Consider the following 22,197-nt stretch of genomic DNA (forward strand, 5'->3'; position numbering starts at 1 on the left):
CGCGCTCACTTCAGACCGCCTTCAGGGAGTTCTTGTTGGCTTCCTCGACGTCCGCGACGTTGGTCTGGATCGCGTCGAGCGCGCTTTCCACCTTGCGCAGCACCTTTTCCGCCGCCTCGAACTCCTGCACGCCGGTTCGGTCCATTGCGGACACTGCGCCGGAAATCGCACCGGAAGAGCCTAGTTTCCCAAAAATGTCCGGATTGCCGTACTGACCGGAAAAGCCGTCACCGATCGCGCCGAACTGCCCGGCCTGACTGCTCACGGTCGATCGGCACTGTTCCATGGCTTCAGTGTTCAACTTCGTCGCAGCCATGCGCGCCCACCCCCTCAACGTCTATTCACTGACCCTAGAACGAAGTGCGGCGGGCAGTGCGCCGATTCGCTCTTTCGAGACGACGATGCCCGCCCGTCGAGTTCGACGGGCGGGCACGTGCGGGGGTTCCGTGATCAGACTTCTTGCAAGAGCTCCCAGATCACCCCGGCGAGCCGATGGTTGTCGACCGGCGTGATCGTGCACCACTGCCGCCCGTCACTGCTCGGCTTGAGCTGACGGAGATAACGCCCGTTGTGCGTGTCGTGAAAGGACACAACGCGACCGGCACGCCGCCCGTTGCGCTGCACCCCGAACTGCCCGCGCGTCGACATGCCGTCGAGCATCCCGGCGAGCTCCTGCGCGTCACCGAGCCGCATTCCCTGCCGCTCCAGCATGGTGATCATCCGCTGCGCGTCGAGCCCGACGTTCTTGGCAGCACTCACCAACTCGTCGTAGGGAATGCTGATCGACCGCCCGAACCCGGCGGGCATCTCGCCGGCGACCGACACCGCGGCCTCGGCGAGCGCCGTGCCCCGAGCCTCGATCAACCACATCTCGTCACGGTCCTGCACCGCCAGGATTGCCTCGTCCCCGATGGCCGCGGCGAGCCCGCTGATCTGCCGGTCGGCCCAGATCCACAGGTCGATCGACACCTGGTGGTTCGCCAGCAGCGCGAACCCGTCGGCGAGCTCGGGCACGACCCGCCCGCTGCTCGCCAGCCCGCGCGCCTCGAGCGACTCCCAGGCCCGTTTCACCACCTCGGACTTCTCCGTGTGGGTGACGGAGGGAATCCGCGTGTCCAGCGCGACGTGCGCGGCCGGGAGGCGTTGCGCCTCCCAGACCACGGCGAACTCCACTGTGGACAGAACCACAGAACCTGGTGAGCTCAAGGGATCTACTTGTCCTTCGGGTCTTCGCCGATGACGGACTGAACCACCATGCGGTCATCACCGAACATCTCGTCGGAGTCGACGCCGTACTTGCGCACGTGCTCGCCGTCCTCCTCGCCTTCGCCCCTGGCACCCGTGGCAGCGGGCGACATGAGCGAACCACCACCCTTGCCGGCCACACCACCCTTGCCCGCAGCCGCCTGTCCGCCGCGCGCCGCGTCGGGCCCGACACCACTGGCACCGCCGGGCGTCATCGCGCCACCGGGTCCCTTGCCGGCCGCGCCGGTACCTCCGGCACCACCTGCACCTGCGCCTCCGGCCCCTGCACCGCCTGCGCCGGTCTTGCCGCCTGCTCCGATCGTGCTGGGAGCACCCTTCGGGCCGGTCGGGGCGATGGGAGTCTTGGGCGCCTGGCTAGGTCCGCGTCCACCGCCGACCACCTGTGCTCCACGAGCACCAGTCGCGCCGCCGGCGAGACCAGCCGCGCCGAGTGCCGCGGCTGCCGTGCCGAACGACGGGACACCGGAGGGCTTCGGCAGGCCGAGGCCGGCCGCGACCGGAGTGCCCGGACCGGAGCCGGGGAGGACGCCGGTGGAGTTGCCCGGGGCGCCCGGGGTCAGGCCTGGCGTGCCGGTGAAGCCGGGGGAGCCCGGGCTGCCGGGGCCACCGGTGTAGCCGGGGCCGCCGGTGACGCCGGGAGGGCCGCCTGCGGGGGTTCCTACCTGGGGGCCGACCGGGGTGGCGACCGCGCCGCTGGCTACGACGATGTCCGGTGCCTGAGCCGGGGCGCGGAAGCCGTCCAGCGAGCCCTGGCTGCCCGCGATGTAGCCGGTGAGGCTGTCGATGGCCTGCTGTCGAGCCTTGTTGGTCGCCTCGACTTCCTTGGCGTGGTCGGTCTCGATGCCGAAGAAGCCGCCGACCTTGTCCCCGAAGTTCTGCTCGGTGTCACCCCGGAGCTGCTCCGGAGGAGGTGTGCTGTGGCGGGCCTGGCTGGTGCTCTCGCCCTGTTGGGTCATGGCCTGAGAACTCTGGTTGGACGCCTGAGAACTCTCATCGAGACCTGCGGCGACAACCTCGGTCTTGCTCTGGCTCTTCTCGGCGGTGGCACCGCCCCACTCGATCTTGAGCGTCCTGAGCTGGTCCCGGATCGTCTGATCGACCGTTTCCAGGGTGTTCGCGAGCGAGCGCAGCGCCGCCGAGGCCTCGCCGAACTTCGCGGCGGTCTGGGTTCCCGCGAGCTGCCTGACCTCGTTCGCGAGTTGCTCGTTGGACCAACCGTCGAAGTTCCAGTCAGTGAGCTGCCGATATCCCGACATGCCTCCCCCTCACTTCAGTGTCTTCAGTGTGGCGAGCGCGAGACCAGCAGCTTTCGCGGCCTTCCCGCAGAGCACGGTCTGGTCCTTCTCACCCGTCGTCATCGGGATGTAGCTGACCATCAACTGTTGTCCATCGGCCACGTCGACCGTCACCGTGCAGTCGAAGCCGCTGCCGCCAGAGAGCTCGACCTGCAGTGCGCCGTAGTCCGCAACCTTGATGACCTTGGCGGTGAAGTTTCCGCCGTGAAGCCAGTAATCAACGCCCTTGTGCGTGACTCCACCGATTGTGTACGTGTAACGACCTGCATTCTCGTAGTGGCAGCTCGGTGTTTCTGCGCCGTCCACGAGTTCAAGGGATTGCGGCCGGGAGGAAGACGTCTCGATCTGCGGCATCTGCTCTGCGGTCAGCAGCTTGCACGCGTCCACCGAATCAAGTTTCAGGCTCGCAGGACGCTCCGGCAGCTTTTTCGACGCGTCGTTGCCGGAGGAGGTCCCAGTCTGGGGCGCGGGAGTGGGAGTTCCTTCCTCGCCGCCTCCCGCGGTGCAAGCCGAGAGGGCCGCTGCGCAGGCCACAGCTACGACTAGCTTAGAGGTACGCATCTTCACTCTTTCGGCTTGAAAGAAGCCTTGATCGCTTCTTCAGAAAGTCCGTACTGCTCGGCCGAGGTCTTCAGCTGATCCGAAAGGCTCTCCAGGACCTTCAGGTAAGCCAAAATCCGGTTCGCATACGATTCTTCGTTGAACAGAAGTCGATCGTTCCACGCATTGACGATGTCGGAGGTGACCTCACCGTCCGTCGTCGCGATTCGCAGCTTGGGCGCGAGCGAGGCGTATTCCTTCCTGAGAAGCATCCACTGGTCGTGAACGACCTTGCCCGCCTGCAGCACGGTGTCCTTCTCGACGTGGAACTTCTGAGTTCCTCCACCCAAGCCCGCCGAGATCCGGTCCACGACCGAGCCCGCGACCGCCATCGCGCTGGCCGCACCGCCCAGCACGCCAGTCAGCGCAGCAGCACTGAGAGCGGCATCCGCCACCCCCGCGTTCTCCTGTGTCACGACGTCCTACCCCCGTACGGTTGGTAACGGTTCGGTCCCGCTTCGCAGGCTACCAACGCCCGCGTAAGAGATACCTGTAGTTCGACGAACACCACCCCTCGTTGGTTCCAGATCACTCTGCGTGCCGTTCCCGTTGGCGGCGTGCCCCGATTCCGGCAGCTTCCGCAGTTTGGGGGAGCAAAGCACACGATCGCCTGGGGGCACGTGAACGGGCCGCCGCAGCCATACCGATGCAGCATCCGCACCAGCAACCCCATCCGCTCCACCATTACCCGCCACAACCGCCCTACCAGCTCGGTCGTCTTTGTGCTGTGGTTCTGACCAAGAACGACGACGAACTCCGGGCAGACATAGCCGCCTGAGGCTGCCGACGACAGCATCATCGCGCAGAAGGCCAAACCTGAGGTGGTCGAGTACGGAGAGCTGGCCGTGCTTGGCGCCTGCACCCTGATGCCGGTGGCGGTGATCGAGGGACTCGGGTTCGAGGTGGCCGCTCACGGATGGCGCAGCCAGACCTACGTGCCGCGGTCGGTGCCGATGTCGGTCAGTTCACCGACGTCCTGCCGAACGAGTCGCTGACGAGGAACCACCGGTTCACGTTGTCGGTGCGACAGCCTTCGTTCAGCAGCCTTCACACCCGCGTGAGTGGCGGAAGGCGATCGAACAGGGCACAACAAGTCGGGTGAGAACGCGCCAACCCCCATAGCGTTGTCCACGTGCTAGAGCGACTCAACGAGGCGATGGCCCGCATCGAGACCGACCTCGAACAAGAGGTCGACGTCAAGGTGCTGGCGCGCATCGCAGGCACCAGCGAGTACCACCTGCGCCGGATGTTCAGCGCGCTGGCGGGGATCCCGCTGAGCGAGTACATCAGGCGCAGGCGGCTGACCAAGGCGGCGAACGAGGTCCTCAGTGGACGGAGTTCGTTGCTCGACATCGCCGTCAAGTGGGGCTACGGGTCCAACGAGGCCTTTGCACGGGCCTTCAAGGCCATGCACAAAGTCGGGCCCCAGGAGGCTCGTGCGAGCAAGAAAGCGTTGCAGTCGCAGCAGATTCTCACGTTCAGACTCGTTGTGGAGGGGAGTACGAGCATGGAGTACCGGGTTGTCGAGAAGGACGCGTTCCGGGTTGTCGGGAGGGGGACGCGGGTGCCGTTGGTGCACCTGGGGATGAACCCCGCGATCGTCGAGTTCGTCAAGGGCATCGGGATGCCGGCGCTCGACCGGATGAAGGCGCTCAGCGACGGGGAGCCGGGCGGGATGTTGGCGCTCACCTTCAACCAGGAAGGGAACCAGGAGGGCGACATGCTCGACTACTTCCAAGGGGTGGTCACCACCGAACAAGCACCGGAGGACATGGAGACCCTCGAAATCCCCAAGAACACGTGGGCCGTGTTCACGGCTACTGGGCCGTATCCCGAGACCATCCAGTACATGTGGCGGGACGTGTACACGCAGTGGTTCCCGTCCAACAGCTACGAGAGTGTCGAGGGGCCGTCGATGTTGCGCACGCAGATCGACGGGGACCAGGCCACGGCCGAGTTGTGGATTCCTGTCACCAGCTGAGGGCCAGGCGTTCCATCACGTCTCGTAGTTCCAGCACGGAAAGCCAGTTCGACGGGATCGCGGTGACGCCGTCGCGGGCGCCGAGGATGTTGCCGCAGATGGAACCCGTCGAGTCGCTGTCACCGGAGTGGTTGACGGCCACACGAAGAGCGTCTGAGAAGTCCGTGCCGACCAGTGCGGCGTGCAGGCCGATGGCTAAGGCCTCCTCACCCACCCAGCCGCCGCCCAGTTCGGACGCGATCTCCTCCGGGGTCAGCGGGCCCAGGCCCATCACCTTGTCCAGCAACGAGGTCTGCTCCTCGTGGCCGTCCCAGCGGACCAGTTCGGTGCGGGCCACCGCGACGGACGAACGGAGATCCGCGCCGGCCAGCAGGGTCTGCACGATCACTGCCAGGGCGCCTGCGGACAGGTAGCCGCTCGGGTGGTGGTGGGTCATGCGAGCGGTGCCCACGGCCAATGAGAAGACCTCGCGGACGTCGGGCGACCAGACGGCCACGGGGGCGGCGCGCATCACGCCGCCGCAGCCCTTCGAGTCGTTCTTCTCGTTGTGCTTCAACGAGGTGATGCACGTGTGGCCTGGCGCGCGGCGGGAGTGCAGGCGGTGGTCCGCCATAAGCCAGCCGTCCGAAGCGACCAGTGGGCCGCCCTGCGTGTGCAGCCAGCGCCCGTAGGCGGCCCGCACGGTCAGCAAAGGATCGACGCCGTGCTGGCGGGCCAGCAGGAGGCCTTCCAGGGTGAACAGCACCATCTGGGTGTCGTCGGTGATCTCCAGAACAGGCAGGTCGACGACGCCCGAGGGGCCGTGCTGGTGGCGGATCGTGTCGATCGACGAGAACTCGATCGGCGCGCCCAGGCCGTCACCGACGGCCCCGCCCAGCACGCACCCCAGCAGGCTCACGGCAGGGTGATCTTCCCGTCGATGGCCTTCGCCGCGATGTCGGAACGGTGGTGCGAGCCGGTGAGGTGGATGTCCGCGATGCGCTTGTAGGCGCGGTCGCGGGCCTTAGACAACGACTTGCCGGTGCCCACGACGGACAGGACGCGGCCTCCGGTGGAGACCACGGCGCCGTCGTCACGGCGGCGCGTGCCCGCGTGCAGGACGCCCTCGGCCTCGGCGCCGGTGATCACGTCGCCGGTGCGCGGGCGGTTCGGGTAGCCCTCGGCCGCGACCACGACCGTCACGGCGTAGCCGTTCTCCCACTCCAGAGCCGGAAGCTCCGAAAGCGTCCCGTTGGCCGCGGCCAGGAACAAAGAAGCGATCGGCGACTTCAGCAGCGCCAGGACCGACTGGGTCTCCGGGTCGCCGAAGCGGCAGTTGAACTCGATCACCTGCACGCCGTCGGACGTCAGCGCCAGGCCCGCGTAGAGCAGGCCGACGAACGGCGTCTCACGGGCGCGGAGTTCGTCGACCACGGGCTGGACGCACCGCGTCACGATCTCGGACACCAGGCCCTCCGGCGCCCACGGCAGCGGCGCGTAGGCACCCATGCCGCCGGTGTTGGGGCCCGCGTCGCCGTCGCCCACGCGCTTGAAGTCCTGCGCCGGGATCAGCGGCACGACGGACACGCCGTCGGTGACGCAGAACAGCGACACCTCCGGACCGTCCAGGAACGACTCCAGCAGCACCGGGTGGCCGCCGTCTAGCAACGTCATCGCGTGCGCACGGGCCGCGGCCAGGTCCGCGGTGACGACCACGCCCTTGCCCGCGGCCAGGCCGTCGTCCTTCACGACCCACGTCGGGCCGAAACGGGCCAGCGCGGCGTCCAGGCGGGCCGGGTTGTCCACGACCTCGCTGTGCGCGGTCGGCACCCCCGCCGCGTTCATGACGTCCTTGGCGAACGCCTTGGACCCCTCGATGCAGGCGGCCTCGCGGGACGGGCCGAAGCACGGGATGCCGAGGGCCCGGACCGCGTCAGCGGCCCCGGCCACCAGGGGTTGCTCGGGGCCGATGACGACGAGATCGGCCTTCCACTCCTTCGCGAGGCCGGCGACGGCCTGAGCGTCGGACACGTCCACACCGCAGATCTCGGCGTGCCCGGCTATGCCTGCGTTGCCCGGCGCGCACGCCAGGGCAGACAGCTGCGGGTCGCGCGACAACGCGAGGACAAGGGCATGCTCACGGGCTCCAGACCCGATGACCAGGACGCGCACGAGGCCTGAGAGTAGTTCAGCCCAGGGCCTGCTTCGCTCCAGGGTGCAGCGGAACGGGGTCGGTGGCCGATGCCTTGTCCTTCGCGATGTCCTTCACGGCCGGGTGGACCTTCTCCAGGTCAGCCTTCTTGTCGAAGATCAGCTTGGTCACGGCGCAGGCGTTGCCGGCCGCGAAGTCCTCGCGGACGAGCAGCAGGTTCGGCACCACGATCGTGGACACTTCGGCCACCCCGTAGGTCGCCGCCGGGATCGGCGCCGTGTCGTACACCGGGCTGATCTTCTTCATCTCGGGCAGCAGCGGGGTGATGTCGACGAACTTGACCTTGTCCTTGAGCGACGTGGTGATGTCCGTGATCTGCGGCGTCGGCAACCCGCCCGACCAGATCAGGCCGTCGATGCTGCCGTCCTTCATCCCGTCCGCGGTCTTGGTCAGGTCGAGGCGCTGGGCCTGCACGTCCGAGTCGATGTTGAGACCGGCCGACTTCAGCAGGCGGCCCGCGATCACCTCGGTGCCGGACTTGGGCGAGCCGGTCGAGATCCGCTTGCCCTTCATGTCCGCGATCGAGCCGATCCCGGAGTCGGCCCGGACGAGCACCTGCGTGTAGTTCGGGTAGATCCGCGTCAGCGCCGCGATCTTCTCCTTCTTGCCGTTGAACGCCCCGGTGCCGTTGACGGCGTCCGCGGCGGTGTCGGCCAGCGAGAACGCGATGTCGTAGGTGCCGGCGACGAGCTGCTGGATGTTCTGCACCGACGCACCGGTCTCGGCGGACGACGCCTTGAGCTTCGAGTTGTCGGAGATCAGCTTCGCCAGGCCGCCGCCGACCACGAAGTACACGCCACCGGAGTTGCCGGTCGCGATCGTGATCCGGCCGTCGGACGCCTCGCACGACGCCTGCGAACCGCCCGCGTCCGGCGTGGTGGGTGTGCGCTTGCCGCCACACCCGGAGACCACGAGCGCCAATGCGATCGCGCCGATCGCGTACTTATGCAGCTTCACGAACCCTCCTACGGGTCACCAGGTGTACCGCCACGGCCACCACGAGGAACCCTGCCCCGATGGCGATCGTCAACGGCTGCAGGTAGAGCAGGAACAACGCGGCCGGCACGCACAGGACCCGTTCCGGCCAGCGCGCGGGACCGAACAACCAGCCGCCCGTCAGCACGGCCAGGGCGGCCACCCCCAGCGCGGACGCTCCGAACGCCCACACCGAGTCGAGCAGCGGCCCGCGCAGCAGCAGTGCGGAACCGGCGTCGGTCAGCACGAACGCCAGCGGCACGAGGAACGCGGGCAGCGTGTACTTCCACGTCTGCCACATGGTCTTCATCACGTCGCCGCCGGTCAGCGCCGCCGCCGCGACGGCAGCGAGTGCCGTCGGCGGGGTCACCTCGGACAGCACCGCGTAGTAGAAGATGAACATCGCGGTCTCGGCCGGCTCGACGCCCAGGGTGATCAACGCCGGGCCGATCACGACCCACGAGATGATGAACGACGCCGTCACCGGCACCGCTAGCCCGAGCACCGACACCGCCACGGCCGCGAGCACCGCCGTCAGCATCAGCACCACGGCGGGTTCGGACGTCAGCAGCGACGCGAGGTCCACCAGAGAACCCGCAAGCGCTTGCCCCAGCCCGGTCTTGGTGATCGTCGACGTCACCACACCCGCCGCCGCACACACCGCGATCACCGGGAACGCCGACCGCACGCCGACCGACAGCGCGTCGGCGATCAACCGCAGCCACTCACGCCGGTGGTTGATCAACGCGAACAGCGCGGCCACGCCCGTCGCGTACACGACGGCCTTGTAGACCGGGATGTCCAGCGCGAGGAACACGATGATGATCCCGAGCGACAGGAAGTGGTACCAGCCGAGCTTCAGCACGTCCCAGAACCGCGGCGCGTCCACGTCGACCGGCTTGGCGCCGAACCGCCGTGCGTCGGCCTCGACGGCCAGCGCGATGCCCAGGTAGTAGAGCAGCGTCGGGATGATCGCCCAGATCAGCACCTCGAGGTACGAGACCTCCAGGTACTCGGCGATGATGAACGCCGCCGCACCCAGCGTGGGCGGGGACAGGATCGCCCCGATGCCGGACGCCGCGAGCAGCCCGCCCGCGTTCTCCTTGGGATAACCGGCCTTCTGCAGCATCGGCCACGTCACGGCGCCCAGCGACACGGTGGTCGCGGTACCGGACCCGGAGACCGTGCCGAGCAGGAAGCCCGCGGTGGCAGCGGTGCGACCGGGGGCCGTCCGCGACTTGCGGAACGCCGCGAAGCTGATGTCCACGAAGAACTTGCCGGCACCGGACGCGTTCAGCACCGCGCCGTAGATCGTGAACAGCACGATGTAGGTCGCCGCCACGTCGAGCGGCGTGCCGTAGAACCCGCTGCCGTCGTTGAAGAACCCGTTGATGATCTGCGGGAAGTCGACGCCGGAGTGCGAGATCGACCACGCCGGCGGCAGGAACCCGCCGTAGTAGGCGTAGGCGATGAACGCCAGGCACACCACCGGAAGAACCCAGCCGGTCGTGCGGCGGCAGGCCTCCAGGATCAGCACCAGCAGGACCGAGCCCGCGATCACGTCGAGCGTCGAGAGCTGGCCCTGGCGGTTCAGGAACTCGTCGTAGCCGCCGAACAGCGGGTACGCGCCGACCACGAACGCCAGCGCGGCCAGGACCCAGTCCCACCACGGCGGCGCGTGCCCGCGGCCGTACGCGAGGAACACCAGCGGCAGCGTCACCGCCAGGAAGATGATCAGGTAGTACTGGCTTCCCTTGGCGAACGGGAAGAACACCTGCTTGAGCACCAGGAGGGCGATCAGCAGGCCGGCGATCCACAGCGCCCGCTCCCACCTGGGTGAGAGCGAACGCGACGGCATCTCCTCGTCGTGCTCCGCGACGATGCGGGCGAGGTCCGGGTTGGCCACGGACCGACCGTACTGTGGGGGCGATCACAGCCCCAGGGGATCAATCCAAAGGAACTGCAAAGACTTCAGACGATCGCGGTGTCCACATAGCACCAGCGCCAGTCCTCGCCCGGCTCGAACGAGCGCATGACCGGATGCTGGGACGAACCGAAGTGCGCGGTCGCGTGCTTGTGGGGGCTCGAGTCGCAGCACGCCACGTGCCCGCAGGACAGGCACATCCGCAGGTGAGCCCAGTTGCGCTCACCCAGAGCGAGGCAGTCGACGCAGTCCTGCACCGACTCCGGTTGCACCGATCGAGGCAAGGCAGCCACGTGCGAACAGGTCATGGCTTCCATCATTACGCAGAATGAGCGCATGGTCGGGCCTGAACTCCTGCTGCTGCTCCTCGGTGCGTTGGTCGTCACGGCGATCGCCCGCCGGTTCAACTGGTCGGCGCCGCTGGTGCTGGTCGCCGTCGGGCTCGTGGTCTCGTTCATACCGGGCGTGCCGGAGTTCGAACTCGACCCGCACCTGATTCTGCTCGTGGTGCTGCCGCCGCTGCTCTACAGCGCGGCCCTGGACAGCTCGTACCTCAACATCCGCGCGAACCTGCGGCCGATCGGACTGCTCGCGGTCGGGCTGGTCCTGTTCACGACGCTGGTGGTCGGGGTCGTGGCGAAGCTGGTGTTCCCGGACCTGCCGTTCGCCGCGGCGCTGGTGCTGGGCGCGGTCGTGGCGCCGCCGGACGCCGTCGCCGCCGTCGCGATCGGGCGCAAGCTCGGCCTGCAACGGCGCGCGATGACGTTGCTGGTCGGGGAGAGCCTGATCAACGACGCCACCGCGCTCACGGCGTTCAAGGTCGCGGTGGCGGCCGCGGCGGGCGCCGCGATGCACCCCGTCGAGGGCGTCGGGTTGTTCCTGCTGGTCACGGCCGGCGGTATCGCGGTCGGGCTGGTCGTCGGCGTGGTGGTCCGGTTCCTGCGCAGGCGGCTCTGCGAGGGCGTGCTGGAGACCGCGCTGGGACTGCTGGTGCCGTTCGGTGCCTACCTGATCGCCGAGGAGGTCGCGCACGTCTCCGGTGTCCTCGCGGTCGTCGTCGCGGGGCTCTACATCGGCCACCACTCGCCGCGTGGCGGGTACTCGACCCGGTTGCAGGACGCCGCGGTCTGGAAGGCGCTGGACGCGTTGCTGGAGGCGTTCGTCTTCGCGCTCATCGGGCTGCAGGTGTCGGCGATCATCCGGGACGTCGACCTGGACGCCGCGCTGCTGCTCGGCGCCGGTGCCGTGCTGCTCGCCGCGATCCTCGCCCGGTTCGTCTGGATGTACCCGGCCACCTACATCCCCAGGTACATGTCGAAACGCGTGCGCGAGCGCGAACGTCCGCCGCACCTCGGCCAGGTGACGGTGATCGCGTGGGCCGGCATGCGCGGCGTGGTGACGCTGGCCGCGGCAGCCGCCGTCCCGACGAACGTCCCCGGTCGCGACATCATCCTGTTCTGCGCGTTCGTGGTCACGGTCGCGACCCTGCTGCTGCAGGGCCTGACGTTGCCGTGGGTCATCAACAAGATCGGCTTCGAGGGCGACGACGCCCGCGAGGACGCGCTGGCCGAGGCGCAGGTGCAGCACCGGGCGGCGCAGGCCGCGGTCACGAGGCTCGACGAGGAGATCGCCGACGTCCCCGACCACGTCCGCGACCAGCTGCGGTCGCTCGCCGAGCACCGGGGCAACGCCGCGTGGGAACGGCTCGGGCGGCAGGAGGAGGAGAGCCCGGCGGCCGCGTACCGCAGGCTGCGGCGGGTGATGCTGAGCGCCGAACGTGACGAGTTCGTCAAGGCCAGGGACAAGGGCGAGATCGACGACGAGGTGCTGTTCCGGGTGCTGCGCGAGCTGGACCTGGAAGAAGCCGCACTGTCCCGTGAGTAACCGTTCACCTGCATTTCGTGTTGCGATGCTTGGGTGCGCTCTCAACACCAAACGGGAGGTCGAACGATGTATCGGAGAGGTCTAGCCGCCGTAGTCCTCGTGTTCGCGGGTGCGGTGGTGGCGTCCCTGCCCTCCGCGTCCGCACACGACGACAAGGGTCCGATCGTCATCGGGCACCGGGGCGCTTCGGCGTACCGGCCCGAGCACACGCTCGCGGCGTACGAACTGGCCGCGCGCATGGGTGCCGACTTCATCGAACCGGACCTGGTGCCCACCAAGGACGGCAAGCTGGTCGCCCGGCACGAGAACGAGATCGGCGGCACCACGAACGTCGCCGACAAGCCGCAGTTCGCCGACCGCAAGAAGACCAAGACGATCGACGGCGTCGCGGTCACCGGCTGGTTCACCGAGGACTTCACGCTCGCCGAGCTGAAGACGTTGCGCGCCAAGGAACGCATCCCGGCGATCCGCCCGCGCAACACCCTCTACGACGGCCGGTTCGAGGTGCCGACGCTGCAGGAGGTCATCGACCTCTCGAAGCGCCTGTCCCGCGAGCTGCGCCGCGAGATCGGCATCTACCCCGAGACCAAGCACCCGACGTACTTCAAGTCGATCGGTCTCGCGCTGGAGCCGAAGCTCGTCGACGTCCTCAACCGCAACGGTCTGAACCGCGGCAGCGCCAAGGTCTACGTGCAGTCGTTCGAGGTCTCGAACCTCAAGGAGCTCAACCGGTCGCTGCGCGTGCCGATCGTGCAGCTGGTCAACGGTTCCGGAGCGCCGTACGACTTCGTCGTGGCCAGGGACAAGCGCACCTACGCCGACCTGGTCACCCCGGCCGGGTTGCGCGAGGTCCGCTCGTACGCGGACGGCGTCGGCCTCACCAAGGACATCATCATCCCGCGTGACGCCAACGGCTTCCTCAAGGCACCGACGACCGTCGTGAAGGACGCCCACCGGGCCGGCCTGGTCGTGCACTCCTGGACGTTCCGCAACGAGAACTCGTTCCTGCCCGCGGACTTCCGGTCCTCGACCGACCCGGCCGCGTACGGCCGGGCCTTCGAGGAGTACGACCTGTTCTTCAAGCAGGGCGTCGACGGCGTGTTCGCGGACAACCCCGACACGGCCGTCGAGGCCAAGGTCAAGCGCTAGCGAGTGCGAGCGTGCGGTCCCCGTCGAGCAACCCTCGTTGCTTCAGCAGGGGCCGCACGCCCTCACCGAACCAGTACGCCTCTTCGAGGTGCGGGTAGCCGGACAGCACGAACTCCTCGATCCCGATGGAGTGGTACTCCTCGATGAGGTCGGCGACCTCCTCATGAGACCCGACCAGTGCCGTTCCCGCGCCACCACGCACGAGTCCGACGCCGGCCCACAGGTTCGGGTAGATCTCCAGGCCACGGACACCACGGGTCAGGTCGCCGCCGTGCAGCGCCAGCATCCGTTGCTGCCCAACGGACTCCGACGCACCCAACTGCGCCTGCGCCTGCGCCACCGCCGCCGGGTCCAGCGCGTCGAGGAGCTTCGCGGCCGACGCCCACGCCTCCGCCGAGGTGTCCCGGCTGATCGTGTGCAGCCGGATGCCGAACCGGATCGGCCGGTCCGTCAGCGCCCGCACCCGCGCGATCTTCTCGGCCACGTCGGCAGGCGGCTCGCCCCAGGTCAGGTAGACGTCCGCGCGAGCAGCGGCCACCGGGAGAGCGGCGTCGGACGAGCCACCGAAGTAGATCGGCGGCACCGGGTCCGGCGCGGCCAGCACGGTCGCGTCCTGCACCTGGTAGTGGTCGCCGTGGAACGAGAACGGCTTGCCCGTCCAGATCCCGCGCACGACCTGGAGGAACTCGTCGGTGCGCGCGTACCGCTGGTCCTTGTCGAGCCAGTCGCCGAACCGTTGCTGTTCAACGGAGTCGCCGCCGGTCACGACGTTGAGCAGCAGCCGTCCGCGCGAGATCCGCTGGTACGTCGAGGCCATCTGCGCGGCGAGCGTCGGCGACAGCACGCCGGGCCGGAACGCCACCAGGAACTTCAGCGTCTTGGTCTGCGCGATCAACGCGGACGTGGTCAGCCACGCGTCCTCGCACCACGTTCCAGTCGGCGTGAGGACGCCGGTGAACCCGACCTGCTCGGCCGTGCGCGCGATCTGCGCCAGGTAGTCGATGTCCGGCTCACGACGGGTCCCGGCAGCGGGCGCGCGGTTGGCGTGGAAGTGCTCCACGACCGTGCGGCCGTCGCCGGACGTCGGCAGGAACCAGTGCAGCGTGATGCTCATGCCAGATCTCCCTGGAACCTCGTGTCGACGAACTTCCCGAAGTCGACCTTGCCCGGCAACGTCTTCTCCTCGGTGAACGCGTCCGCGAGCTCCTGCTCCGACCTGATCAGGGTGTCGTCGATCTTCACCGGCAGGTCGCCGTTGCGGTTCACCGCGGCCAGCGCGACCTCGTACTTCAGGCCCGTCTCCGCGGCCCACGCCTTCGCCCACTCCTCGCGGTGCGTGTCGGCCCACTTCTGGGCCTTGTAGTAGCGGATCAGGTACTCCTTGAGCGCTGGGTTCTTCCCCTTGTCGTCCAACGCCTTGCGGCCGGCGACCTGGAAGCCGTACCCGTTCGACTTGCCCTCGCCCGTGGTCAGCACGCGCGCCTTGGCCTCCTGCTGCGCCTGCGCGGTGTAGGGGTCCCAGACCGCCCACGCGTCGACCTTGCCCTGCGTGAACGCGCCGTACGCGTCGGAGGGCTGCAGGAAGTTCAGCGTGACGTCCTTGGTGCTCAACCCGTTGGCGCGCAACGTGAGCAGCACCTGACCGTGCGCCGAGCTGCCCTTGGCGACCGCGATGTTCTTGCCCTTGAGGTCCGTGACCTTCCGCAGCGGCGAGTTCTCCGGGACGAGGATCGCGTCGGCCTCGACCTGGCCCTTGGACGCGCCGATCGCGGCGATCTTGGCGTTCGCGGCCGCTGCGAAGATCGGGGGTGTGTTGCCCACACCCCCGATGTCGATGGCTCCGGCGGACGCGGCTTCGAGCAGCGGCGGGCCGGAGGTGAAGGTCGACCATTCGAGCTTGTGGGGGAAGTCGTCGAGCAGCCCGGCGGCCGTGAGCAACGCCTTCGCGCCGCCCTTCTGGTCGCCGACCTTGAGCACGACGTCGCCGGCGGCGGTGTCGGTCGAGGCGGCCGTCGAGCACCCGGTGGTGAGGAGGATCGCGGCGAGCAGGCCGAGCAGGCCTCTGTTAGGCGGCTTCTTCAACGTCCACTCCCAGATCAGCGAGTACGCGGGTGCGTTGCTCCACAACGGATGCCCGGCGGCGCGGGCGGGGCAGGTCGACGTGGTGCGTGGCGACGATCCGGCCCTCGTCGAGCACGAGGATGCGGTCGGCCAGCAGCAACGCCTCGTCGACGTCGTGCGTCACGAGCAGCACGGCGGGCTTGTGCCTGATCCACAGGTCTTCCACCAGGTGGTGCATGGCGAGCCTGGTCAGCGCGTCGAGCGCGCCGAACGGTTCGTCGAGCAGCAGCACGTCCGGCTCGCGCACCAATGCCCGTGCGAGCGAGACCCGTTGCGCCTCACCGCCGGACAACGTCAGCGGCCACGCGTCGGCGTGATCGGTCAGCCGCACTTCCTCCAGCGCCTTCAACGCGATCGCGCGGCCGTCCGGCCTGTGCAGCCCCAGCGAGATGTTGCGCCAGACCTTGCGCCACGGCAGCAGACGCGGCTGCTGGAACGCGATCGACACCGTGCCGGGAACCTCGGCCTCACCCTCGACGTCCCGGTCCAGGCCCGCGAGGATCCGCAGCAACGTCGACTTGCCGCAGCCACTGCGTCCGAGCAACGCCACGAACTCGCCGGGCTCGACTTCGAGGTCGATGCCGTCGAGCACCGTCCGTGCGCCGAAAGCCTTGGTCAGGCCGCGCACGCTCACCGCTTTTGCCACCGCAGGATCCTCCTTTCCAGCAACCGCACCAGGGCGTCCGTCGTCAGGCCGAGCAGCGCGTAGACCACGAGGCCGACGACCACGACGTCGGTGCGGAGGAACTCACGGGCGTTGTTGATCAGGAAGCCGAGGCCGGCGTCGGCGTTGATCTGCTCGGCGACGATCAGCGACAGCCAGGCGGTGCCGAACGCGATCCGCAGTCCCACCAGGGTTTGCGGCACGGCGGACGGCAGCACCACGTGCACGACCCGTTCGATCCGGCTGTAGCCGAGCACCCGTGCGGCCTCGACCAGGCCGGGATCGGTCTGCCGGATGCCCGCGTGCAGGTTGAGGTAGAGCGGGAACGCCACCCCGGCCGCGACCAGCGCGAGTTTGGGTTCCTCGCCGATGCCGAACCAGAGGATGAACAACGGGATCAGGCCGAGGTGCGGCAGCGTCCGCAACATCTGCACGGGCGGGTCCAGCAATGTCTCGCCCCACCGGGAAAGGCCGGAGACAAGGCCCAGGACAACTCCGGCAAAGCCGCCGATCAGGAATCCGAAGAACACGCGGGTGATGGACACCGCGAACGCCTCGACCAATTGGCCGTCGGCGATCAGCTCACCGGCGGACTGCGCCACGGTGAGCGGAGAAGCGAGTTTGTCGGGCGACAGCACACCCGTTGAGCTGGCCAGTTGCCACAGCAGGACCAGCGCGACAGGGCTGATCCACCGCAGCGGCAGCGTGAACTTCCGCGTCTGCACGGGTGTCGCGGTTTTCGGCCGCGTGGCCACTCCTGCTATGGACAAGGTCATGGGCGGAAGTACAGGCGAGCCCACGGGACGAGTCAACGACGCCCAAATCGTGAAAACGCGTCGTACATCGAGATGTTCCCCGCACGGACACATTTCCTGCCAACGGCTGAGTGACAGCCGGAGCCTCAGCGATCACGATTCACGCCATGGATCCGGAGGGGGACAGACGGAGGGTGCCCTGGGGCACCGCACTGCGTTTCACGGCACTGGCTCTGCTCACGTCCGCGGTCACGGCGGCGATCTTCGGTGAGTACGCGTCGATGTGGAACTCGGCCACTCCGCTCGACGACGCGCGTTGCCAGGTGAGGTCGGGCTATTACCTCGCCCCCGGCGCCGAGAAGTCCACATGGGACGGTTATCGGGCGTGCCTGGAGCCGTTCGTCCACGGCCGGGAGTGGTGGATCGCGGGCGGGCTGGCGCTGCTCCTCGGGGTGACGTCGCTGATCTACGCGCTGCACCCGGTCTGGTTGCGGTACCGGCGAAACCTGGCCCCGATCCCGGAGGAACTGGTCGAGCCGCTCGACTCACTGGTGGCGGAGGTCCCGCTAGCGAAGGCACCGGTGTTCCTGATCGATCGCGCGAAGACCCGTGCCGGCGCCGTCACGTTCGGCACGCACGGCCGCAAGTACGTGGCGCTCACCGTCGGCGTGATGGCGTTGCGGCGCATCGAACCCGAGTCGTTCCGCACGATCGTCCTCGACGAGCTCGCGCACGTCCGCCGGGGCCTCGCGCTCACCTCCGCCACGCGGGCGTTGTGGCGGGCGTTCGCCGTCGCGGTGCTCGTGCCGTTCGCGGTCATCGCCCTGGGAGCGGCCGCAGGACGGCCTGAGAGCCACGAGGACGTGGCGGTGGGGACCTGGATGGACGGTGGGCCGGGAGCGGGTGAAGGCCGTCGTGGAGGCCAGCGAGAGGGTGTTCGCCGGCGTGCGGGCCGCGGACCCGGCGGCGATCGCGGCCGGGTGCGAGGCGCTCGGGCCGGTGCTGCGCGAGCCGTTCCCCGCGCCCCCTGCCCCGAGGATCGCCGCGATGTGGGCGGACGGGGTGCGGGCGCTGGAGAACGGCACGCGGTCGTGCCTCGCCGTGTTCCGGGACTCCGGCCCCGACGACGGGTCGATGACGAGCGAGTTCCTGAAGGGCCTCGACCAGCTGGAGGTCACGCGGACCGCGCTGGCCGAGGCCCAGCGGCGGGCTGTCAGCTGAGCACGTCGTGGCGCACGATCGTCTGGTCGCGGCCGGGACCGACGCCGATCGCCGAGACGCGGGCGCCGATGATGCTCTCCAGGTACTCGACGTACGCCTTGGCGTTCGCCGGGAGCTCGTCGAACGAGCGGCAGTGCGAGATGTCCTCGAACCAGCCCGGCAGCTCCTCGTAGACCGGGACGGCGTGGTGCACGTCGGTCTGCGTCATCGGCATCTCGTCGACGCGGCGACCGTCCACTTCGTACGCGACGCAGACCGGGACCCGCTCCAGGCCCGACAGCACGTCGAGCTTGGTGAGGAAGTAGTCGGTGATGCCGTTGACGCGCGAGGCGTACCGCGCGATCACGGCGTCGAACCAGCCGGTGCGGCGCGAGCGGCCGGTGGTGACACCGAACTCGCCGCCCTGCTTGCGCAGGTACTCGCCCTGGTCGTCGTTGAGCTCGGTCGGGAACGGACCGGAGCCGACGCGGGTCGTGTACGCCTTCAGGATGCCGATGACGGTGCTGATGCGGGTCGGGCCCACACCGGAACCGACCGTCGCGCCACCCGACGTCGGGTTCGACGACGTGACGAACGGGTAGGTGCCGTGGTCGACGTCGAGCAGGGTGCCCTGCGAGCCCTCGAGCACGACGATCTCGTCGCGGTCGAGCGCCTGGTTGAGCAGCAGGCGGGTGTCGGCGATGCGGTGCACGAAGTGCTGACCGTGCTCGAGCACCTGGTCGACGACCTGGTCGGCGTCGAGCGCCTTGCGGTTGTAGACCTTGACCAGCACCTGGTTCTTGAAGTCCAGGGCGGCCTCGACCTTCTGCCGGAGGATCTTCTCGTCCAGCAGGTCCTGCACGCGGACGCCGACGCGGGCCAGCTTGTCCTGGTAGGCCGGGCCGATGCCGCGCCCGGTCGTCCCGATCTTGGCCTTGCCCAGGTAGCGCTCGGTCACCTTGTCGATGGCCACGTGGTACGGCATGATCAAGTGCGCGTCCGACGAGATCAGCAGACCGCTGGTGTCGACGCCCTTCTCCTCCAGGCCCGCGAGCTCCTTGAGCAGCACGCCGGGGTCGACCACGACACCGTTGCCGATCACGTTCTTCACGCCGGGCGTGAGGATGCCGGAGGGGATGAGGTGGAGGGCGAACTTCTGACCGTCCGGGAGGACGACGGTGTGACCCGCGTTGTTGCCGCCCTGGTAGCGAACGATCCATTGGACACGCTCACCGAGGATGTCGGTGGCCTTGCCCTTGCCCTCATCGCCCCACTGGGCACCGATCAGCACGACGGCCGGCATGTGAAACTCCAAGCACTTGGACTGGTTCAAGCGAATGCCGGTACGTGAGGGTAGACCAGGAGATGACCGTGCGCGGAATCGTGTTGGCCTGCGGAAACACGCAGTTGCCAATGATCGCTCAACGTGACGACGTGGTGGGGGTCCCAGCACGCCCCGGCAAGGACGACGTAGATCCCCTTCTGGACGCCGATCGGCTGGTCGTCGCAGGCACCGACGCCGACCTCGCCGCAGTGGCGTTGCGCTTGCTGCGCAAGGAGAAGCTGGGTTCGGTGGCACTGGGTTACGTACCCGTCGCCGATTCGTCCGTTGCCGCACTTTGGGGGCTTTCGACCGACCCTGCGCGTGCCCTCGACATCGCCCTGAACGGTGACGTAGATCCCGTTCCGCTCGTCCGCGACGACGTCGGAGGTGTGCTGGTGGGTCTCGGCGTGTTGGCCCCCGTCCGGGGTGTCGGCTACAGCGACGCGGACAACGTGCTGCGCGGCCAGGCGTCGCGGATCGAGTGCACGCCGGACCCGGACGGAGGCCTCGGCCTGCAGATCCGGATCGTGAACAAGCGCCTGATCGGGTCCAAGGTCCAGATCAGCCGCCCGCGCGCGTTCCAGCTCGGCTGCCTCCCCACGACGGCGGTCCTGGACGGTCACAAGCACCCGCGTCCGGTCGACAAGTGGACCTGGTACCGCCACACCGAGGACTTGAGGCTCGTCCGAGGCGTCTAGCCGTCCGCTTGTCATTCACTTGGGTGTCACTCGAAGGCATTGCCTAATTTCATAATGTGACTGAGGGTAGGTCCCGATCACTTCCCAACAAGGAAGGTCGGGCCGATGTCAAAAGTTAACCGAACCATTGGTGTCCTGGTTGCCACGGCAGCTCTCACCTTTGGTTTTGTTTCCCCTGCACTCGCGACACCGCCGAACATCCCCTCCGCCACCACGGCTCGCGCCGAATTGTCCGGACTCACCGTTCGGGCCGACGGTTCGATGACGGGCTATTCGCGCGACAAGTTCCCTCACTGGGTGACCCAGTCGGGTACCTGCAACACTCGTGAGGCCGTGCTGAAGCGGGACGGCACCAACGTGGTGACCGACTCCAGTTGCGCCGCCACGTCGGGCAGGTGGTTCTCGCCCTACGACGGCGCGACGTGGTCCGCGGCCTCGGACGTGGACATCGACCACATCGTGCCTCTGGCGGCGGCCTGGAGGTCAGGAGCGTCGTCGTGGACGACCGCACAACGCCAGTCGTTCGCCAACGACATGTCGGGCCCGCAACTGATAGCGGTGACGGACAACGTGAACCAGTCCAAGGGCGACCAGACCCCGGCGACGTGGAAGCCGCCACTGACGACGTACTGGTGCACCTACGCGAAAATGTGGGTACACACCAAGTACCGCTGGAGCCTCAGCGTGACCTCGGCGGAGAAGACGGAACTGACGGGCATGCTCGGAAGGTGCTGATGACGCCACTCTCCTCGCTTTTCGCAGCGGGCCCCGGCGGCGTGATGACCGACGAGGTCGGCGTCGTGACGGGAGACCTGGAACTGTCCACAGAGCTAGCCGAGGACGGCAAGCTCAGTGCGAAGGTTCGCTACGAGGGCGCGGACGAGTGGTACGCGATCACGGGCGGTTCGTGCGTCCTGACCGATCCTCGCGATCACGAACAGGTGCATTCTCTTCTGCACGGACTTCTGCACCGGCCGGAGGGCTGAGCGGCGGCAACGCCTCCATCGCCTCACCACGGTTGAGCCCTGTCGCCTGCAACAGGTCCACCGCGACACTCCGGATCTGCGCCAGCACGACCTTGGACGAGAACCCGTCCCCGCCAAGACGCCGCGCGGTGAGCACCCGCGCGGCGTCCCGCACGGCCTCACGAGTCGCCTTGGGCTCCCGCCCCTTCTCCAACTCACCTTTGAGACAGTCCACAGCGTCCGCATAATCCTTGAGCACGCCCGGCACCCCGTCCGGAATCCGCTCACCGGCCTTCAACGCCGCCATGGACCGCCGAGCCAGCACCCGCGTGTTCCGAATCGCGTAGTCCACGGGCCCAGCCGCAGTCTGATACCGCTTCAACTCATCCTTGGACCGCCACCGAATAGGCGCGATCTTCGCGATCTCACTACCGGTCTGCAACGCCGACTTGTAGTCGTCAATGGTCGTCTGACTGGTCCGAAGCTCAGCCAACACCCCAGCAGCCTTGACCGAATCCTTCTGCTCAAGCGCCAAAGCAAGCTCTCGGAGCGCCCCGCTGAGCGTGTTCGTCAACGCCTTCAACTGCCGCTGAGCCACCGTCACAGGATTGGCCGGAATGAGCGCGGCCACAGCAAGCCCCATGAGCCCACCGGTCAACGCGTCGATCATCCGATCGAACCCACCACCAGCACTGGGCGGCAACAAGGTCGCCACCAACACCGCACTACTCCCAGCCTGTAAGGCAATGACAGACCCGCCATCCAGCAACACAGCAGCAGACATCGCCAACGCCACAACGAGCGCAATCTGCCAGGGCCCACTACCGATCCAACTGATCAGCGCATCCCCAACCCCAACACCAACAGAAACCCCGACAACGAGCTCCCCAACCCGCCGAAGCCGCTGCCCCAACGAAACCCCAAGGCACACCACAGCAGCAATGGGCGCGAAGAACGGATGCGCATGCCCGATGAGCACCGTGGCCACAACCCAGGCAAGCCCAGCGGACAGAGCGCATTGGACGATCGGCAACGCGGCCCCGCGCCACCGCAGAAGCCCACGCCCAACTGCTTCCCTGACCGCGCCCACACACACCCCGTCCGCTGCTCCACGACTTCTCGCCGCCAGTCTCGAACCAACGGCCACCAGCCACAACCCGCGACCAGGCATTTCCTTGCCCAAGGGCAAGCAACCTCACACCGAG

Annotated in this window: 21 protein-coding genes; 5 read left to right on the plus strand and 16 right to left on the minus strand. The window is 68.0% G+C overall.

Features of this window, described 5'->3' with window-relative positions; translation table 11 throughout:
• Positions 1 to 10: 10 nt before the first annotated feature.
• The 5 genes from IEY88_RS25215 to IEY88_RS25235 all read right to left on the minus strand — a co-directional run bounded on the left by IEY88_RS25215 (position 11) and on the right by IEY88_RS25235 (position 3,577).
• On the minus strand, positions 11 to 316 hold the full coding sequence (locus tag IEY88_RS25215) for a hypothetical protein (protein ID WP_189157320.1): 306 nt from the start codon (positions 314 to 316) through the stop codon (positions 11 to 13).
• A gap of 134 nt (positions 317 to 450) precedes the next feature.
• Positions 451 to 1,206: an ESX secretion-associated protein EspG gene (locus IEY88_RS25220; protein WP_189157321.1), complete on the minus strand. Its 756-nt coding sequence runs from the start codon at positions 1,204 to 1,206 to the stop codon at positions 451 to 453.
• A 5-nt stretch (positions 1,207 to 1,211) separates the two neighbouring features.
• A complete protein-coding gene (locus IEY88_RS25225) occupies positions 1,212 to 2,522 on the minus strand; it encodes a PPE domain-containing protein (protein WP_189157322.1) in 1,311 nt (436 codons plus the stop codon).
• A 9-nt stretch (positions 2,523 to 2,531) separates the two neighbouring features.
• The gene (locus IEY88_RS25230; RefSeq protein ID WP_189157323.1) at positions 2,532 to 3,122 is read right to left on the minus strand and encodes a DUF3558 domain-containing protein; all 591 of its coding nucleotides are present in this window, start codon (positions 3,120 to 3,122) and stop codon (positions 2,532 to 2,534) included.
• Positions 3,123 to 3,124: 2 nt separating this feature from the next.
• Complete coding sequence (locus IEY88_RS25235; RefSeq protein WP_189157324.1) at positions 3,125 to 3,577, minus strand: hypothetical protein; 453 nt, start codon at positions 3,575 to 3,577, stop codon at positions 3,125 to 3,127.
• A gap of 716 nt (positions 3,578 to 4,293) precedes the next feature.
• Between IEY88_RS25235 and IEY88_RS25240 the strand changes: the two genes are divergently transcribed.
• A complete protein-coding gene (locus IEY88_RS25240; RefSeq protein ID WP_189157325.1) occupies positions 4,294 to 5,142 on the plus strand; it encodes an AraC family transcriptional regulator in 849 nt (282 codons plus the stop codon).
• On the opposite strand, the gene IEY88_RS25245 is transcribed toward IEY88_RS25240, so the two are convergent.
• The 5 genes from IEY88_RS25245 to IEY88_RS25265 form a co-directional block, all read right to left on the minus strand.
• Positions 5,132 to 6,040, minus strand: a complete 909-nt coding sequence (locus IEY88_RS25245) for an ADP-ribosylglycohydrolase family protein (RefSeq protein ID WP_189157326.1) — start codon at positions 6,038 to 6,040, stop codon at positions 5,132 to 5,134. The genes IEY88_RS25240 and IEY88_RS25245 overlap by 11 nt on opposite strands.
• A complete protein-coding gene (gene purD / locus IEY88_RS25250; RefSeq protein WP_189157327.1) occupies positions 6,037 to 7,293 on the minus strand; it encodes a phosphoribosylamine--glycine ligase in 1,257 nt (418 codons plus the stop codon). The genes IEY88_RS25245 and purD overlap by 4 nt, the downstream gene beginning before the upstream one ends.
• Before the next feature lie 16 nt (positions 7,294 to 7,309).
• Complete coding sequence (locus IEY88_RS25255) at positions 7,310 to 8,290, minus strand: TAXI family TRAP transporter solute-binding subunit (RefSeq protein WP_229693736.1); 981 nt, start codon at positions 8,288 to 8,290, stop codon at positions 7,310 to 7,312.
• Positions 8,277 to 10,166 (minus strand): TRAP transporter permease, encoded by a 1,890-nt coding sequence (locus IEY88_RS25260; RefSeq protein WP_189157549.1) that lies wholly within the window; start codon positions 10,164 to 10,166, stop codon positions 8,277 to 8,279. Before IEY88_RS25260 ends, IEY88_RS25255 begins: the two co-directional genes overlap by 14 nt.
• A 113-nt stretch (positions 10,167 to 10,279) precedes the next feature.
• Positions 10,280 to 10,504, minus strand: a complete 225-nt coding sequence (locus tag IEY88_RS25265) for a UBP-type zinc finger domain-containing protein (RefSeq protein ID WP_373294177.1) — start codon at positions 10,502 to 10,504, stop codon at positions 10,280 to 10,282.
• A 64-nt stretch (positions 10,505 to 10,568) separates the two neighbouring features.
• On the opposite strand from IEY88_RS25265, the gene IEY88_RS25270 reads away from it, so the two are divergent.
• Positions 10,569 to 12,116, plus strand: coding sequence for a Na+/H+ antiporter (locus IEY88_RS25270; RefSeq protein WP_189157329.1), 1,548 nt, complete (start codon positions 10,569 to 10,571; stop codon positions 12,114 to 12,116).
• 66 nt (positions 12,117 to 12,182) lie between these two features.
• A complete protein-coding gene (locus IEY88_RS25275; RefSeq protein WP_189157330.1) occupies positions 12,183 to 13,265 on the plus strand; it encodes a glycerophosphodiester phosphodiesterase in 1,083 nt (360 codons plus the stop codon).
• On the opposite strand, the gene IEY88_RS25280 is transcribed toward IEY88_RS25275, so the two are convergent.
• From IEY88_RS25280 to IEY88_RS25300, 5 genes are all read right to left on the minus strand, one after another.
• Positions 13,255 to 14,379 (minus strand): LLM class flavin-dependent oxidoreductase, encoded by a 1,125-nt coding sequence (locus tag IEY88_RS25280; RefSeq protein WP_189157331.1) that lies wholly within the window; start codon positions 14,377 to 14,379, stop codon positions 13,255 to 13,257. The two genes, IEY88_RS25275 and IEY88_RS25280, sit on opposite strands and share 11 nt — an antisense overlap.
• A complete protein-coding gene (locus tag IEY88_RS25285) occupies positions 14,376 to 15,347 on the minus strand; it encodes an ABC transporter substrate-binding protein (protein WP_189157332.1) in 972 nt (323 codons plus the stop codon). The genes IEY88_RS25280 and IEY88_RS25285 overlap by 4 nt, the downstream gene beginning before the upstream one ends.
• Positions 15,331 to 16,032 carry an ABC transporter ATP-binding protein gene (locus tag IEY88_RS25290; protein ID WP_189157333.1) on the minus strand — a complete coding sequence of 234 codons (702 nt, stop codon included), beginning with the start codon at positions 16,030 to 16,032 and terminating at the stop codon, positions 15,331 to 15,333. The genes IEY88_RS25285 and IEY88_RS25290 overlap by 17 nt, the downstream gene beginning before the upstream one ends.
• Positions 16,017 to 16,826, minus strand: a complete 810-nt coding sequence (locus IEY88_RS25295; RefSeq protein ID WP_189157334.1) for an ABC transporter permease — start codon at positions 16,824 to 16,826, stop codon at positions 16,017 to 16,019. The genes IEY88_RS25290 and IEY88_RS25295 overlap by 16 nt, the downstream gene beginning before the upstream one ends.
• 1,192 nt (positions 16,827 to 18,018) lie before the next feature.
• On the minus strand, positions 18,019 to 19,308 hold the full coding sequence (locus tag IEY88_RS25300) for an adenylosuccinate synthase (protein WP_189157335.1): 1,290 nt from the start codon (positions 19,306 to 19,308) through the stop codon (positions 18,019 to 18,021).
• A gap of 110 nt (positions 19,309 to 19,418) precedes the next feature.
• On the opposite strand from IEY88_RS25300, the gene IEY88_RS25305 reads away from it, so the two are divergent.
• Both IEY88_RS25305 and IEY88_RS25310 read left to right on the plus strand, forming a co-directional pair.
• Complete coding sequence (locus IEY88_RS25305; protein ID WP_189157336.1) at positions 19,419 to 20,027, plus strand: hypothetical protein; 609 nt, start codon at positions 19,419 to 19,421, stop codon at positions 20,025 to 20,027.
• A 105-nt stretch (positions 20,028 to 20,132) separates the two neighbouring features.
• Entirely contained in the window at positions 20,133 to 20,762 is a 630-nt protein-coding gene (locus tag IEY88_RS25310) for an HNH endonuclease family protein (protein WP_189157337.1), read from the plus strand.
• A gap of 159 nt (positions 20,763 to 20,921) precedes the next feature.
• Here the strand turns inward: IEY88_RS25310 and IEY88_RS25315 are convergent, their stop codons facing one another.
• The gene (locus IEY88_RS25315; RefSeq protein WP_308426013.1) at positions 20,922 to 22,139 is read right to left on the minus strand and encodes an FUSC family protein; all 1,218 of its coding nucleotides are present in this window, start codon (positions 22,137 to 22,139) and stop codon (positions 20,922 to 20,924) included.
• Positions 22,140 to 22,197 lie beyond the last annotated feature (58 nt).

The sequence above is a fragment of the Lentzea pudingi genome (assembly GCF_014646255.1).
GTDB lineage: Bacteria > Actinomycetota > Actinomycetes > Mycobacteriales > Pseudonocardiaceae > Lentzea > Lentzea pudingi.